Annotated in this window: 14 protein-coding genes, 1 pseudogene and 1 riboswitch; of the genes and pseudogenes, 3 read left to right on the top strand and 12 right to left on the bottom strand. The window is 37.9% G+C overall.

What is annotated here, in order from left to right; all coding sequences use genetic code 11:
* The first annotated feature begins 162 nt into the window (after nt 1–162).
* Nucleotides 163–1008, top strand: coding sequence for an SPFH domain-containing protein (locus MRBLBA3_RS07595; RefSeq protein ID WP_000660693.1), 846 nt, complete (start codon nt 163–165; stop codon nt 1006–1008).
* 16 nt (nt 1009–1024) lie between these two features.
* Entirely contained in the window at nt 1025–1189 is a 165-nt protein-coding gene (locus MRBLBA3_RS07600) for a toxin-antitoxin system HicB family antitoxin (protein ID WP_001085172.1), read from the top strand.
* A 34-nt stretch (nt 1190–1223) separates the two neighbouring features.
* On the opposite strand, the gene purD is transcribed toward MRBLBA3_RS07600, so the two are convergent.
* The 12 genes from purD to purE all read right to left on the bottom strand — a co-directional run bounded on the left by purD (nt 1224) and on the right by purE (nt 14278).
* Nucleotides 1224–2495: a phosphoribosylamine--glycine ligase gene (gene purD, locus MRBLBA3_RS07605; protein WP_044739846.1), complete on the bottom strand. Its 1272-nt coding sequence runs from the start codon at nt 2493–2495 to the stop codon at nt 1224–1226.
* Nucleotides 2496–2716: 221 nt separating this feature from the next.
* Nucleotides 2717–4252, bottom strand: a complete 1536-nt coding sequence (gene purH, locus MRBLBA3_RS07610; protein WP_044739845.1) for a bifunctional phosphoribosylaminoimidazolecarboxamide formyltransferase/IMP cyclohydrolase — start codon at nt 4250–4252, stop codon at nt 2717–2719.
* Nucleotides 4253–4276: 24 nt separating this feature from the next.
* On the bottom strand, nt 4277–4864 hold the full coding sequence (purN, locus tag MRBLBA3_RS07615) for a phosphoribosylglycinamide formyltransferase (protein ID WP_000088585.1): 588 nt from the start codon (nt 4862–4864) through the stop codon (nt 4277–4279).
* Complete coding sequence (gene purM, locus MRBLBA3_RS07620; protein WP_044739844.1) at nt 4861–5901, bottom strand: phosphoribosylformylglycinamidine cyclo-ligase; 1041 nt, start codon at nt 5899–5901, stop codon at nt 4861–4863. The genes purN and purM overlap by 4 nt, the downstream gene beginning before the upstream one ends.
* Nucleotides 5902–6002: 101 nt before the next feature.
* Nucleotides 6003–7418, bottom strand: coding sequence for an amidophosphoribosyltransferase (purF, locus tag MRBLBA3_RS07625; RefSeq protein ID WP_000879018.1), 1416 nt, complete (start codon nt 7416–7418; stop codon nt 6003–6005).
* Nucleotides 7403–9622: a phosphoribosylformylglycinamidine synthase II gene (purL, locus tag MRBLBA3_RS07630; protein WP_000055548.1), complete on the bottom strand. Its 2220-nt coding sequence runs from the start codon at nt 9620–9622 to the stop codon at nt 7403–7405. Before purL ends, purF begins: the two co-directional genes overlap by 16 nt.
* Nucleotides 9606–10289, bottom strand: a complete 684-nt coding sequence (purQ, locus tag MRBLBA3_RS07635; protein WP_000666771.1) for a phosphoribosylformylglycinamidine synthase subunit PurQ — start codon at nt 10287–10289, stop codon at nt 9606–9608. Before purQ ends, purL begins: the two co-directional genes overlap by 17 nt.
* Nucleotides 10286–10540, bottom strand: a complete 255-nt coding sequence (gene purS / locus MRBLBA3_RS07640; RefSeq protein ID WP_000278821.1) for a phosphoribosylformylglycinamidine synthase subunit PurS — start codon at nt 10538–10540, stop codon at nt 10286–10288. Before purS ends, purQ begins: the two co-directional genes overlap by 4 nt.
* Entirely contained in the window at nt 10533–11252 is a 720-nt protein-coding gene (gene purC / locus MRBLBA3_RS07645; RefSeq protein ID WP_001170543.1) for a phosphoribosylaminoimidazolesuccinocarboxamide synthase, read from the bottom strand. The genes purS and purC overlap by 8 nt, the downstream gene beginning before the upstream one ends.
* An 88-nt stretch (nt 11253–11340) precedes the next feature.
* A complete protein-coding gene (gene purB, locus MRBLBA3_RS07650) occupies nt 11341–12648 on the bottom strand; it encodes an adenylosuccinate lyase (RefSeq protein ID WP_000610751.1) in 1308 nt (435 codons plus the stop codon).
* Entirely contained in the window at nt 12645–13796 is a 1152-nt protein-coding gene (purK, locus tag MRBLBA3_RS07655) for a 5-(carboxyamino)imidazole ribonucleotide synthase (RefSeq protein ID WP_363380521.1), read from the bottom strand. The genes purB and purK overlap by 4 nt, the downstream gene beginning before the upstream one ends.
* On the bottom strand, nt 13793–14278 hold the full coding sequence (gene purE, locus MRBLBA3_RS07660) for a 5-(carboxyamino)imidazole ribonucleotide mutase (protein WP_000839367.1): 486 nt from the start codon (nt 14276–14278) through the stop codon (nt 13793–13795). Before purE ends, purK begins: the two co-directional genes overlap by 4 nt.
* 110 nt (nt 14279–14388) lie before the next feature.
* A riboswitch (purine riboswitch) is annotated at nt 14389–14490 on the bottom strand.
* A 272-nt stretch (nt 14491–14762) separates the two neighbouring features.
* On the opposite strand from purE, the pseudogene MRBLBA3_RS07665 reads away from it, so the two are divergent.
* Nucleotides 14763–15043, top strand: a pseudogene (locus tag MRBLBA3_RS07665) (hypothetical protein).
* Nucleotides 15044–15121 lie beyond the last annotated feature (78 nt).

Consider the following 15121-nt stretch of genomic DNA (forward strand, 5'->3'; position numbering starts at 1 on the left):
TAAGTCTTCTTTATTTTACCACAAAACAGAACATACATTCTTATTCTCACCCCTAAAACATACATAAAAAACATCAATCGATAAAATTCAGAAAATTAGGTGTAACCCCCTTGCATAGAATGATATAAAAGTGATATCATTTTTATATCAGGAGGCGATCATATGAAAGAAAAACAAGTATTTTATGTTAATGGATTTCTCGGCGTTATTGGAATTTTAGTTTTAGCCGCTATCGGTGTATTTTGCCTTGTACAAGAAATGTTTGTAATAGCTATTTTAGTTCTCATATTAGCATCTGTTTTAGCTACAGGTATCGGTATCGTTCAACCGAATCAAGCGAAAGTTATTACGTTCTTCGGTAACTATTTAGGAACAATTCGTCAAAACGGTTTATTTTTAACAATTCCGTTTGCATTCCGTCAAACTGTATCTTTACGTGTTGAAAACTTTAATAGTAAGAAATTAAAAGTAAATGATATTGAGGGAAATCCAATTGAAATTGCAGCCGTTATCGTATATAAAGTGGTTGATTCTGCAAAAGCAATGTTTGGTGTTGAACATTACGATCGATTCGTAGAAATTCAAAGCGAAACAGCAATCCGCCACGTTGCAACAAAATATCCTTATGATAATTTCCAAGATGAAACTTGTATCACGTTACGAGGAAACACTGAAGAAATCTCTGAAGAATTAAAGCGTGAGCTAGAAGCACGCCTTGAAATTGCTGGTGTAGAAGTATTAGAAACTCGTTTAACGCATTTAGCTTACGCAACAGAAATTGCCCATGCAATGCTCCAACGTCAACAAGCAAAAGCAGTATTAGCTGCTAGAAAAGAGATTGTTGAAGGTGCTGTGAAGATGGCGAAAGATTCAATCCATATGTTAGATGAAGAAGGCGTACTGGAACTCGATGACGAGCGTAAAGCAAATATGGTGAACAATTTATTAGTTGCCATCGTTTCAGATAAAGGTGCGCAACCAGTTATTAATACAGGAAGCCTATATTAAAAGGTTGTAAATAATTATGGCTAAAAAGAAAAGCTTTCCATTACGTATTGATCCTGAATTACACGCAGTCATCGAAAAATGGGCGAATGATGAGTTTCGTAGCGTCAATGCACACATCGAGTATTTGCTTCGAGAAATGGCAAAGCAAAAAGGAAAATTGAAAAAAGATAAAGATGAATAAAAAATCCCGCTGAGAAATCAGCGGGATTTTTATATTAGCTTCTCGTCATCTCATGCCCAATTGCACGATATCCTATATCACTTCGATAAAATAGACCATCACTCTCAATTTTACCGATTTCTTTATATACTTTGTCTTTCGCTTCTTGTAAACTATTCGCCTTACAAGCAACAAATAGTACACGGCCACCGTTTGTTACAAAATCACCATGCTTCATCGCTGTGCCTGAATGGAAAACAATTGCATCTTGCAATGCATCTAATCCTTTAATAATGTCACCTTTTTTATACGCTTCTGGATATCCTTTCGAAGCAAGTACAACACCAATTACTGCTTCCTCTGACCATTGTAATGTTAGCTCACTTTCATCTAATACAGCGTTACATACATCAACTAAATCGTTTTCTAAGCGAGGTAATACAACTTCTGTTTCAGGATCGCCAAAGCGTGCATTAAATTCAATTACCTTTGGACCATCATTTGTTAAAATAAGACCTGCGTATAAAATACCTGTAAACGAACGATTTTCTGCAATCATCGCCTTGGCAGTTGGGTGTAATACTGTTTGAATCGCTTCTTGAACTGCTGATTCTGGAATTTGTGGTACTGGAGAATATGCACCCATTCCGCCTGTATTTGGACCCTTATCCCCATCAAAAGCGCGCTTATGATCTTGAGCAATTACCATCGGATGTACGGTTGTTCCATTTACAAATGCCATCAATGAAAATTCTTGTCCATCTAGAAACTCTTCAATAACGACCTTCTTGCTTGCCTCACCGAATTTCACATCTTGCAGCATTTCTTTCACAGCTTGTAATGCATCTTCAAGCGTCATCGCTACTGTTACACCTTTACCAGCAGCTAAACCATCTGCCTTAATTACAATCGGTGCACCAACTTTTTGAATATACTTTACTGCTTCTTCATAGTCTGTAAAAGTTTCATATGCCGCAGTTGGAATATCATACTTTTTCATAAGCTCTTTTGTAAAAGCTTTACTACCTTCAATAACAGCAGCCGCTTTATTAGGGCCAAATACACGAAGTCCCTCTTCCTTAAAACGATCCACAATTCCGTTCATAAGCGGAATTTCGGGTCCAACGAAAGTTAATTCAACATTCTTCTCTTTTGCAAATAAGACTAATGCATCGAAATCATTCTCATCAATATCAACTGGTGTTGCAACATCTCGCATACCTTCATTACCTGGCGCTACATATACTTTTTCTACCTTTTCAGATTGCGCAAATTTCCAAGCTAAAGCATGCTCACGCCCACCACGGCCAATTACTAAAACATTCATATTTCATCCCCCAATACTTAAATAAGTACAAACTAGAAGCTATGCTCCTAGTTTGTTTTCATAGCAATAAAAGTTTAAAAGGGAGGATCGAGAGAACCGAGCAGGTCGAGGCGCATTTGCCAGGAGGACACGGAGTGTAGCTTTCCTACATGAGTACCGCACTGGCAATGCAACGACGACATGCGACAGTTATCTCGACCGGACCTTTTAAACATCCTCTATTAGTGTTTGAAATGACGTACGCCAGTGAACACCATCGTAATCCCATACTTATCTGCCACTTTAATAGAATCTTCATCACGGATTGATCCGCCTGGTTGAATGATTGCTGTAATACCAGCTTTTGCTGCTTCTTCTACTGTATCTGGCATCGGGAAGAAAGCATCAGATGCAAGTGCGCTACCTTGTGCTTTTTCGCCAGCTTGTGTAATTGCGATTTTTGCAGAACCTACACGGTTCATCTGTCCCGCACCTACACCAACTGTCATGTTATCATTCGCTAAAACAATTGCATTTGATTTCACATGCTTTACAACTTTCCAAGCTAGTTTTAAATCTTTCCACTCTTGCTCTGATGGTTCACGTTTCGTTGGAATTGAAATCGTACTTTCATCTAATGATAACGTATCTTCCTCTTGAACAAGAAGTCCACCTTGTACAGAAGTTAGCTTTTTACTTGCGCTTGTTGCCTTTTCAATATTTACAGTTAGTAAACGTAAATTTTTCTTACTTTGCAATACTTCTAAAGCTTCTTGTGAGAAAGAAGGTGCGATAACAATTTCTAAGAAAATTTCATGTAACTTTTCAGCTGTAGCTTTATCAATTTCACGATTAGCTGCAATAATACCGCCAAAAATTGATACTGGATCCGCTTCATAAGCACGAGTGTATGCTTCGTGAATATCAGTTCCTACTCCAACGCCACATGGATTCATATGTTTTACCGCTACTACTGCTGGTTCTGTAAATTCTTTTACGATGCTAAGCGCTGCGTCTGCATCGTTAATATTGTTATAAGATAATTCTTTACCGTGTAATTGTTCTGCGTATGCAACAGAAGAAGTTGCAGCGAATGGCGCTTTATAGAATGTTGCTTTTTGATGTGGATTTTCTCCATAGCGTAAATCTTGTTTTTTCTCAAATGTCACCGTTAATGTTTCTGGACTTTCTTCACCCATTTGCTCTGTTAAATAGTTAGAAATTAACGCATCATATGCCGCTGTATGACGGAATACTTTCGCTGCTAATTTACGTTTCGTTTCTTCTTTGACTCCGCCGTTCTCTTTCAGTTCTGCTAATACAACATCGTAATCTACTGGATCTACAATTACCGATACAAATTTATGATTTTTCGCAGCAGAGCGAATCATTGTTGGGCCACCGATATCAATATTTTCAATTGCATCAGCAAATGTTACATCAGGCTTAGCGATCGTTTCTTTGAATGGGTATAAGTTAACAACAACAAAGTCAATTGGTTGAATGCCTAATTCATTCATTTGCGCTACATGTGTTTCATTATCACGAACTGCTAATAGACCACCATGAATATTTGGATGTAATGTTTTTACACGGCCATCCATAATTTCTGGGAAACCAGTTACTTCAGAAATACCGATTACTTGTAAACCGTTTTCTTCTAGTAATTTTTTCGTACCACCTGTTGAAATAACTTCAATCCCTTGTTCTAGTAAACCTTTAACAAATTCTACTACTCCTGTTTTATCTGAAACACTTACTAATGCACGCTTTTTCATTTATCCTTCACCCCTGGTTGTATGTTAGTTAACAGTTGGTTCTTTCACAGACTGAACAATTTGATTCACTGTATTTACGTATAATTTATGTTCAACTTGTTGAATTTTCTTTTGTAAGCTTTCTCTCGTATCCCCTTCAGAAACAACTACTGCTTCTTGTGCAATAATCGGACCTGTATCCATACCTGCATCTACATAATGAATCGTTACTCCAGTTACTTTCACACCTGCTTCTAACGCTTGACCAACAGCATCTTTCCCTGGAAAACTCGGTAATAGTGATGGATGAATATTAATAATCTTCCCACCGTACGCTCCTAGTAAAGTCGGTCCAATTAAGCGCATATATCCAGCTAAAATAACATAATCAATTTCATACTCTTCTAGCTTCTTTAATATTTCTTTTTCAAATACTTCTTTTGACTCATATGCTTTCGCTGAAAAGGCGAAACACGGAATATGATGATAATGTGCCCGTCCAACAGCACGTGCTTCTGGTTTATCACATACTAATAAACTAATTTCTGCATCCAATCTTTTTTCTTCTACCGCATTAACGAGAGATTGAAAGTTAGATCCACTTCCAGAAGCAAAAACTGCTAATCTACTCATAGTGCTGTGCCCCCATTGAAAGTAACGCCAGCCCCTTGTACAGTACGTCCAATAATACGAGCTGTTTCTCCTTGCTCTTCAAGAAGACGAACAACATCTTTTGCATCTTCTTCCTTCACCGCTACTACCATACCAATACCCATGTTAAAAATATTGAACATTTCTTTCTCTTCTAGTTTCCCAACTTCTTGAAGTAAACTGAAGATCGGCTGAATTTCCCAAGCTCCTAGCTCAATTTCAGCACCAATTCCTTCTGGCAACATACGTGGAATATTTTCAATGAATCCGCCACCTGTAATATGTGCCATACCGTATACTTCATGTTTCTTCAATAGTTCTAAAATAGGTTTGACATAAATTTTCGTTGGTTTTAATAATTCTTCACCAAGAGGTAGCTCTAAGCGTCCATAAATGCGATCTAAAGATAGTTCTCCATCTTCTAGTAACACTTTTCGTACTAAAGAGTAACCATTACTATGAATACCGCTAGATGCTAAGCCAATTAATACGTGACCAGCTTCAATTTTTTCACCTGTTACAATTTTCTTTTTATCAACAATTCCAACTGTAAAACCAGCTAAATCGTATTCTTCCGTAGAATACATCCCTGGCATTTCAGCTGTTTCTCCACCAATTAATGCACAACCAGCTTGGCGACAGCCCTCTGATATACCTTTGACGATGTTTTCAATTTTACTAGGTTCAGCTTTACCACAAGCAATATAATCAAGGAAGAAAAGCGGTTCTGCTCCTTGGACAACAATATCATTTACACACATTGCTACTGCATCAATACCAATTGTGTCATGTTTATCTGCCATAAAAGCGAGCATCAATTTCGTTCCCACGCCATCTGTTCCAGATACTAATACAGGTTCTTCTAATGCAAATTTTGATAGATCAAACATACCTCCAAAACCGCCTAAACCGCCTAGTACTTCTTTTCTCATTGTTGTTTGTACGTGTTTTTTCATGCGAGATACCGCTTCATATCCAGCTTCAATATCTACTCCTGCTTGCTTATATGCATTCGCCATCGTTATTTACACCTCGTCTTTTAATTTCTCCCCATCCAGGGCGGGCCGTTTTAAGAAAGAAGCTAGCTTCTACATCAAAGGAAGTAGAAGCTTTTTTCTTCTTATTTCATACTTTCTAAAAGCTCTTGCTCATAATCATAAAGAGCTGTTGGATAGTCACCATTGAAGTAAGCCATACATAGACCGCCATATTTCCCTTCATATGGACGTCCAATTGCATCTACTAATCCATCTTCGCTTAAAAATGTTAAAGAATCTGCTCCGATTATTTCACGAATTTCTTCTACCGTATTATTTGCTGCAATTAATTCTTTTCTCGTTTGAATATCAATGCCATAGAAGCATGGATACTTAAGAGGTGGTGAAGCGATTCTTACATGAACTTCTGTCGCTCCAGCCTCACGAAGCATACGAACAATTCGTTTACTTGTTGTTCCTCTTACGATAGAATCGTCAATCATAACAACTCGTTTTCCTTCAACTACACCTCTTACTGCTGAAAGTTTCATCTTAACCCCTTGCTCTCGCAGTTCTTGAGAAGGTTGAATAAACGTACGTCCAACGTAACGATTTTTAATTAGTCCTAACTCATATGGAATGCCTGTCGCCTCCGCATAACCAATTGCTGCTGAAATACTAGAGTCTGGTACACCAGTAACAACATCAGCTTCAATAGGTGCTTCCGCCGCTAAACGTTTTCCCATGTTTTTACGTGCTGCATGAACGTTAATACCTGCAATATTAGAATCTGGACGTGCAAAGTAAATGTATTCCATACTACAAATTGCATGATCTACTTCATTTGTAAAACGATCTACGTGAATTCCTTCATCATTGATGATAAGTAATTCACCAGGTTCTACATCACGAATGTACGTTGCACCTACTACATCAAAAGCACATGTTTCTGATGCTACAACGTAAGCATCCCCCATCTTTCCAATTGAAAGAGGACGGAATCCATTCGGATCTAGCGCAACAATCATTTCATTTCCAGTTAGTAAAAGATATGCGAACGCACCTTTCACTTTATTTAGAGCTTCTTTTACACTTTCAATTAAAGAATCTTTCGTACTACGTTTAATGAGATGTAAAAGTACTTCTGTATCTGAACTAGTTTGGAAAATACTTCCTTCCGCCTCTAATTCACGGCGAAGCATTTTTGCGTTAATTAAATTTCCGTTATGAGCTAACGCCATACTATGATCGGAAAAGCGGAATAATAATGGTTGAACATTAGCAACTTCACTTCCACCAGCCGTCGCATATCGTACGTGCCCAATTGCCGATTTTCCGTTTAATCCTTCTAGCTCACCTCTTGAAAACACTTCTGATATTAAACCTAACCCCTTGTGACCGATGATTTTTTCCCCATTATTTACGACGATGCCTGCGCCTTCTTGACCACGGTGCTGCAAACTGTGCAATCCGTAGTACGAAACTTGTGCTGCATTTTCATGCCCCCAAATTCCGAAAACGCCACATTCTTCATTTAACCCCTTTATTTCAGCAAGCATGGGATTGCCCCTTTCCAAGCCTTTCTCATTTCATCTACATTTGCTGTAAGTAATACTTCATTTTCTTCATTATGAATTGTTACTTCATTTGTATTTGTTACTTCTCCAACTTGAATTGCTTCTACCACTTTCTCGAATGCTTCTTTATTTTCACGTTTTACAGTTATAACGAAGCGAGATTGTGACTCAGAGAATAATGCTGCTGTTGCTTCTCCATCTAATTTCACATTAGCACCTAAACCGTTAGCACCAATTGCACTTTCAGAAATTGCAACTGCTAAACCACCTTCAGCAACATCATGTGCAGATTGAACAAGGCCAGCTTGAATTGCTTCTAATACTTGTTTTTGGCGTTTTAATTCTACATCTAGATCGATACTTGGTGATTGGCCGAAAATTTTGCCGTGGACCATTTTCTGTAATTCACTTCCACCAAACTCAGCTTTCGTCTCTCCGATTACGTAAACTAAATCGCCAGCTTGCTTAAACTCTTGTGTTGTTACATGTTTTAAATCGTGTACAAGTCCAACCATCCCAACTGTCGGTGTTGGATATACTGCTTCACCACTACGCTCGTTATACATTGATACGTTTCCGCCGATAACTGGCGTTTGTAATGTGCGACAAGCTTCACTCATACCATCTACTGATTTTTCAATTTGCCAGAAGATTTCTGGTTTTTCTGGATTACCGAAGTTTAAGCAATCTGTAATTGCAAGTGGCTCTCCTCCAGAACATACGATATTACGTGCTGCCTCTGCTACTGCAATTTTACCGCCCACTTCTGGATCTAAATAAATGTAGCGAGAGTTACAATCTGTCGTCATTGCTAATCCTTTTTCTGTACCGCGTACACGTACAACTGCTGCATCTGAACCTGGTGTAACAACTGTGCTTGTGCGAACTTGATAATCATATTGATCATAAACCCACTCTTTACTTGCAATCGTCGGTTGTTGTAATAAAGCGAATAACGTTTCTTTATAATTTTCTACTTTTGGTGTTTCCATTTTCATCTGCTGGAACTCAGCAAAGTATGCTGCTTCTTTTGATGGTTTATGATAAATTGGTGCTTCTTCTGCAAGAGCATCTGCTGGTACTTCAGCTACCTTTTCACCTTTATGGAATAAGCGAAGCATTTTGTCTTCCGTTACTTTCCCCATCGTAACTGCTGCAAGACCATACTTCTCAAATAAATCTACTATTTCTTGCTCTCTACCTTTTTTTATAACAATTAACATACGCTCTTGTGATTCAGATAGCATCATTTCATATGGTGTCATTCCTGTTTCACGCTGTGGTACATCATCTAAGTACATTTCAATACCCATACCTGCTTTACTTGCCATTTCTGCAGAAGATGACGTTAAACCAGCAGCTCCCATATCTTGAATTCCAACAAGTGCATCCGACTGAATAAGTTCTAAGCAAGCTTCAATAAGAAGTTTCTCCATAAATGGATCTCCTACTTGAACTGCCGGACGTTTCGCTTCTGAGCTTTCAGATAGCTCTTCAGATGCGAATGTTGCACCGTGAATACCATCACGACCAGTTGATGCTCCTACGTACATTACTGTATTACCAGCACCGTGCGCTTGCCCTTTTTTAATATCTTCATGGTTAATTAAACCTACGCACATTGCATTTACAAGTGGATTTCCTTCATAACATGGATCAAATTGTACTTCGCCGCCAACAGTAGGAATACCGATGCAGTTACCGTATCCTGCGATTCCTGCTACTACTTCTTCGAATAAATATTTCACACGTGGTGATTGTAATTCACCGAAGCGAAGTGAGTTTAATAGAGCTACTGGACGTGCTCCCATAGAGAATACGTCACGAATAATACCACCAACGCCTGTTGCTGCTCCTTGATATGGTTCAATAGCAGAAGGGTGGTTATGGCTTTCCATTTTAAATACAACCGCTTGATTATCACCGATGTCTACAATTCCAGCACCTTCTCCAGGTCCTTGCAGAACGCGCTCACCCGTCGTTGGGAATTTACGAAGTACTGGCTTCGAATTTTTATAACTACAATGTTCAGACCACATAACAGAGAATAATCCTGTTTCTGTATAATTTGGCAGACGGCCTAAAATCTTTTCAACCATGGCAAACTCTTCGTCTGTTAGCCCCATTTCCGCATATATGCGCTCTTCTTTAATTTGTGTTGGATTTGGTTCAAGCATTAACGACATATGTTTCCCTCCACTGTTTTAAGATAGATTGAAAGACTTTTAACCCTTCAGCACCACCAAGCAATTCATCTACAGCACGCTCTGGGTGTGGCATCATACCAAGTACATTTCCCTTTTCATTTACAATACCAGCAATATCTGAAACGCTACCATTCGGATTTTCTACATAACGGAATGCGATTTGATTATTCTCTTCTAATTGTTTAAGAGTCGCTTCATCACAATAGTAATTCCCTTCACCATGTGCAATTGGAATATTGATTACTTCATCTTTTTCATATTGTGATGTAAACATCGTTTCATTATTTTCAACACGTAACTGAACAGTGCGACACATAAATTTTAAGTTTTCGTTTCTCATTAGTGCTCCTGGTAGTAATCCTGATTCAACAAGAATCTGGAATCCATTACACACTCCTAAAATTGGTTTTCCTTGCTCAGCAGCTTTTTGCACTGCTTTCATTGCGTTAGCAAAGCGAGAAATAGCACCACAACGTAAATAGTCACCGTAAGAGAATCCACCAGGTAGTAAAATTGCATCATATTCATCTAAATTCTCTCTATCGTGCCAAACGTAATCTACTTCTTCACCAAGCTCATCTTTAATTGCATGGAACATATCGACATCACAGTTCGAACCTGGGAATACTATGACTGCAAATTTCACTGTGCGACAACCTCCTCAACTTCATAACGGAAGTCTTCCATTACAACGTTTGTTAGTAGTTTTTCACACATTTCTTTTACCTTTGCGTCAAGGTCAGATACTGATTTATCAATTGTTAATTCCATATATTTTCCGATTCTAACGTCTTGTACTTCTGTGAACGAAAGACTATGAAGTGCCCCTTTTACTGCTGTTCCTTGTGGATCTAATACGCTTTCTCTTAACGTTACATATACCTTAACTTTATACATGTGAAATTCCCCCTAAACGTTTTAAAATCTCTTCATAAGCTTCTGTTAAATTTCCAAGGTCACGACGGAATACGTCTTTATCAAATTTTTCATTGCTCGTTTCATCCCATAAACGGCAAGTATCTGGTGAAATTTCATCCGCTAAAATGATTTCTCCTTCATCTGTTACACCAAACTCTAATTTAAAATCTACTAATCTTACACGACAGCTTGCGAAATGATCAATCAACACTTGATTGATTTGTAGAGCCATATCTCGTAATACGCTTACTTGCTCTGGTGATGCAACGTTTAATACACGAATATGATCTTCCGTTACAAGCGGATCTCCTAAATCATCATCTTTGAAGTAAAATTCTACGATTGGTTCTGCAAGTACAGTTCCCTCTTCCATTCCTAATCGTTTTGAAAGACTTCCTGCAATTACATTTCTTGTGACAACTTCTAGAGGAATAATACTCACTTTTTTAACAAGTTGCTCTGTTTCAGATAACTTCTCTACAAAATGTGTTTTTATTCCTACTTCTTGTAACTTTCTGAACAATAAAGTTGTAATCTCATTGTTCAAACGACCTTTTCCTGTAATCGTCTCTTTTTTCTCCCCATTGAAAGCAGTCGCACTATCTTTGTACTCTACCCAAACCATATCTGCTGATTCTGTACGATAAATTCTTTTTGCCTTACCTTCATACAGCAATTCTAGCTTTTGCATTTCGCAAGCCCCCTGTAGTTTGAAAAATGTGAATAATGTTTTTATAAAGAATGGCACAGAATGACTCTATTCTGTGCCATATGAAATTTTACGCTTCGTTTAACCCAAGGCGTTCAAAGATTGTATCAACGTGTTGCATATGATGCTCATAGTTGAAGCATTCATTAATTTCTTCTTGTGATAACTTGCTCGTAATACGCTCATCAGCTTCTACAAGCTCTTTAAATTGTACTTGTGTTTCCCAAGCTTCCATCGCTTTAGGCTGTACGATATCATAAGCTTCTTCACGTACCATACCTTTGTCGATTAATGTAAGCATTACGCGCTGAGAATAAATTAAGCCGTATGTTCTTGTCATATTGCGTTTCATATTCTCTGGGTATACAGTTAAGTTTTTAACGATATTACCAAAGCGATTTAACATGTAATTTAACGCGATTGTAGCATCTGGTAAAATTACGCGTTCTGCTGAAGAGTGAGAAATATCGCGCTCATGCCATAATGGAACATTCTCGTAAGCTGTCATCATATAACCGCGGATAACACGAGCTAAACCAGTCATATTTTCAGATCCAATTGGATTACGTTTATGTGGCATTGCAGAAGAACCTTTTTGGCCTTTTGCGAAAGCCTCTTCAACTTCACGTGTTTCACTCTTTTGTAAACCACGAATCTCAACTGCCATCTTTTCAATAGATGTTGCGATTAGTGCAAGTGTTGACATGTAATGAGCATGGCGATCACGTTGCAATGTTTGTGTAGAAATTGGTGCTGCTTCTAATCCTAAGTTTTCACAAACAAATTTTTCTACGAATGGATCAATATTCGCGTATGTACCAACCGCACCAGATAATTTACCAACGCGAACTGTATCAGCAGCTTGTTTGAAACGCTCTACGTTACGTTTCATTTCTTCATACCAAAGACCAAGTTTTAAACCAAATGTTGTTGGTTCTGCATGAACACCGTGTGTTCTTCCCATCATGATCGTGTATTTATGCTCTTTCGCTTTGTTAGCTAAAATGCTTACAAAGTTTTCTAAGTCTTTTAATATGATTTCATTCGCTTGTTTTAAGATGTAAGATAACGCTGTATCTACTACGTCTGTAGATGTTAAACCGTAATGAACCCATTTACGTTCCTCACCTAATGCTGGTGTTTCTGATACAGCGCGAGTGAATGCAACTACGTCATGACGTGTCTCTTTTTCAATTTCATAAATACGATCAATATCAAATGATGCATGCTCACGAATTTTTTTAACATCTTCTTTTGGAATGTCGCCAAGCTCAGCCCATGCTTCACAAGCTAAAATCTCAACTTCTAACCATGCCTTAAATTTGTTTTCTTCCGTCCAAATTGCACCCATTTCAGGGCGTGTATAACGATTAATCATCTTTTTCCCTCCAACAGTTGTTCTTGATGGTCCCAAATATGCAAACTCTTCGCTTTTTCTAGAGCGACTTCAATATTATCATTTAAAATATTAACATGCCCCATTTTTCGCTGCGCTTTTGCTTCTTCTTTTCCATACAAGTGTAAATAGCACCCGGTTAGTCTATTCACTTGTCCTAGGACCCCTTCTATATGTTCGCCTAAAATGTTTACCATGACAACTGGTTTTAACAAATTTGTTTCGCCAAGAGGTAAATTACAGATTGCTCGAATATGTTGACCAAATTGACTCGTTTCACATGCATCCTGTGTATAGTGTCCTGAATTGTGAGGTCTTGGTGCTAATTCATTAATGTAAATCTCACCGTCAGCTGTAGCAAACATCTCTACCGCTAGTGTTCCCACAAGTTCTAGTTCATCCGCAAGTACCTTTGCGTAAGCAATTGCTTTTTGAGAAAGTTCTTCTGTAATGCGGGCTGGAACGATAGATTCATGCAAAATGTTATTTACATGAATATTTTCCGCTACCGGAAATACTTTCGTTTCACCACTTACACTACGAATCACAATAACTGATACTTCTTTTTCAAAAGGCACCCATTTCTCTAAAATACACTCTGCTGCATTCGCAAGCTCTCGCGCTTTATCAACGTCAGCCTCACCTCTTAAAACAACTTGACCTTTCCCATCATATCCGCCTGTCGTCGTTTTTAAGACGGAAGGATATGATAACTCAGTGATTGCTTCAGTAAGCTGATCTTGATTTTGAACTAATCTATACGTTGCTACTGGTAGCCTAGCTTTCTCAATCGCATTCTTTTCTGTAAAACGATTTTGTGTTTTACTTAACAACTGACTGCCTTGCGGTAAGTAAGCATGTTTTTCAAGCCATTGTAAACATCTATAATCAATATTCTCAAATTCATATGTGACAACATCACTGATCTCCGCTAAATGCTGAATTGCTTTTAAATCGTCATATGGTGCAACAATTTCAATATCAGCAACTTGTGCACATGGTGAATGTTTTGTAGGATCTAAAACAGCAATTTTATATCCCATCTCCTTAGCTGCCAATGCCATCATTCTTCCTAGCTGGCCGCCTCCAATAATGCCGATTGTTTTTCCAGGTAAAATGATTCTCGTCATACTAGCTCACTACCTTCGCGCACATCTTTTTCAATAGCCTCTCGTCTCAGCTCTAATGCATCATGTATATCATCATGAAATGATCCAAGTATTTGTGCAGCAAGTAATCCAGCATTCGTTGAACCAGCCTTACCAATTGCAACAGTTGCAACTGGAACCCCTCCTGGCATTTGGACGATGGATAATAATGAATCTAAGCCGTTTAACGCTTTTGATTGAACTGGAACTCCGATTACAGGAAGATTCGTCTTCGCTGCAACCATTCCTGGTAAATGCGCTGCTCCACCGGCTCCAGCAATAATAACTTTTAATCCACGTTCACGAGCTGTCTCTGCATATTCAAACATATAATCCGGAGTCCGATGAGCGGATACAACTTTTTTCTCATACGGTATATTTAATTCATCTAAAATGTCACAAGCATATTTCATTGTTTCCCAGTCTGACGTGCTTCCCATTATGACTCCAACTAGTGATTTCATATTAGAATCCCCCCGATTCAAATAAAAAAAGCCTGAAATAGAACAGTTTCTCTTTTACTATGAGAGAAAGCGCTCTACTCAGGCATACGTATCCCTTGTGAATAGAAAAATACCGAGTGACTTTCCCTCATAGTCTAACGAATAACGGTCGTTAGGTAGAGACTTGCAGGCCATATCCCCGCGATTATATGAGGTCTTATATATTATTGTTTCTATGGCTATATTAACAATATTTCATAAACAATGTCAACAAATAATCGAATGTTTTTTTATTAGCAATCGATAACGTTCGTGTTTTAGTTATATTCAAAAGAAGAATTGCAACTATATGCAAGAAGAAAAGGGAATTAGAATATATATTTCTAGAGATCTATTTCATGTCTAATTGACTTCAGTATGTTTCAACCAAAGTATATATACTCTTGTATTCTATACATCAATAGAACTTATATTATAACCATTTAATTTCTAAGGAGGAATAACCGTGAAAAAAATAACTGTGCTATTATCCTATTTATGTTTCTCTATCGCGATAATTGCTGTAATTATTGAATACTTATTTATATCATCCCATTTTTTCTACTCTCATTATTTTAGATATATACTTATAATAGAAATAATACTTCCTATCTTAGGTATTATTTTAGGAGCATTCGGAAATTAGGAGCACAAAAAATCATTGCCATTATTTTAAACAGCCTCTATTTCATTCTTTTTTCATCTTTGGCGTTATTAAATTTATGGATTATGACATTTGGTAAATAAAAATAAACACAAAAAAACCTAAGTCGAAACGACTTAGGTTTTTGCTTGGCGACGTCCTACTCTCACAGGGACAAGGTC

Source organism: Bacillus sp. LBA3-1-1.1, assembly GCF_040676495.1.
GTDB lineage: Bacteria > Bacillota > Bacilli > Bacillales > Bacillaceae_G > Bacillus_A > Bacillus_A nitratireducens.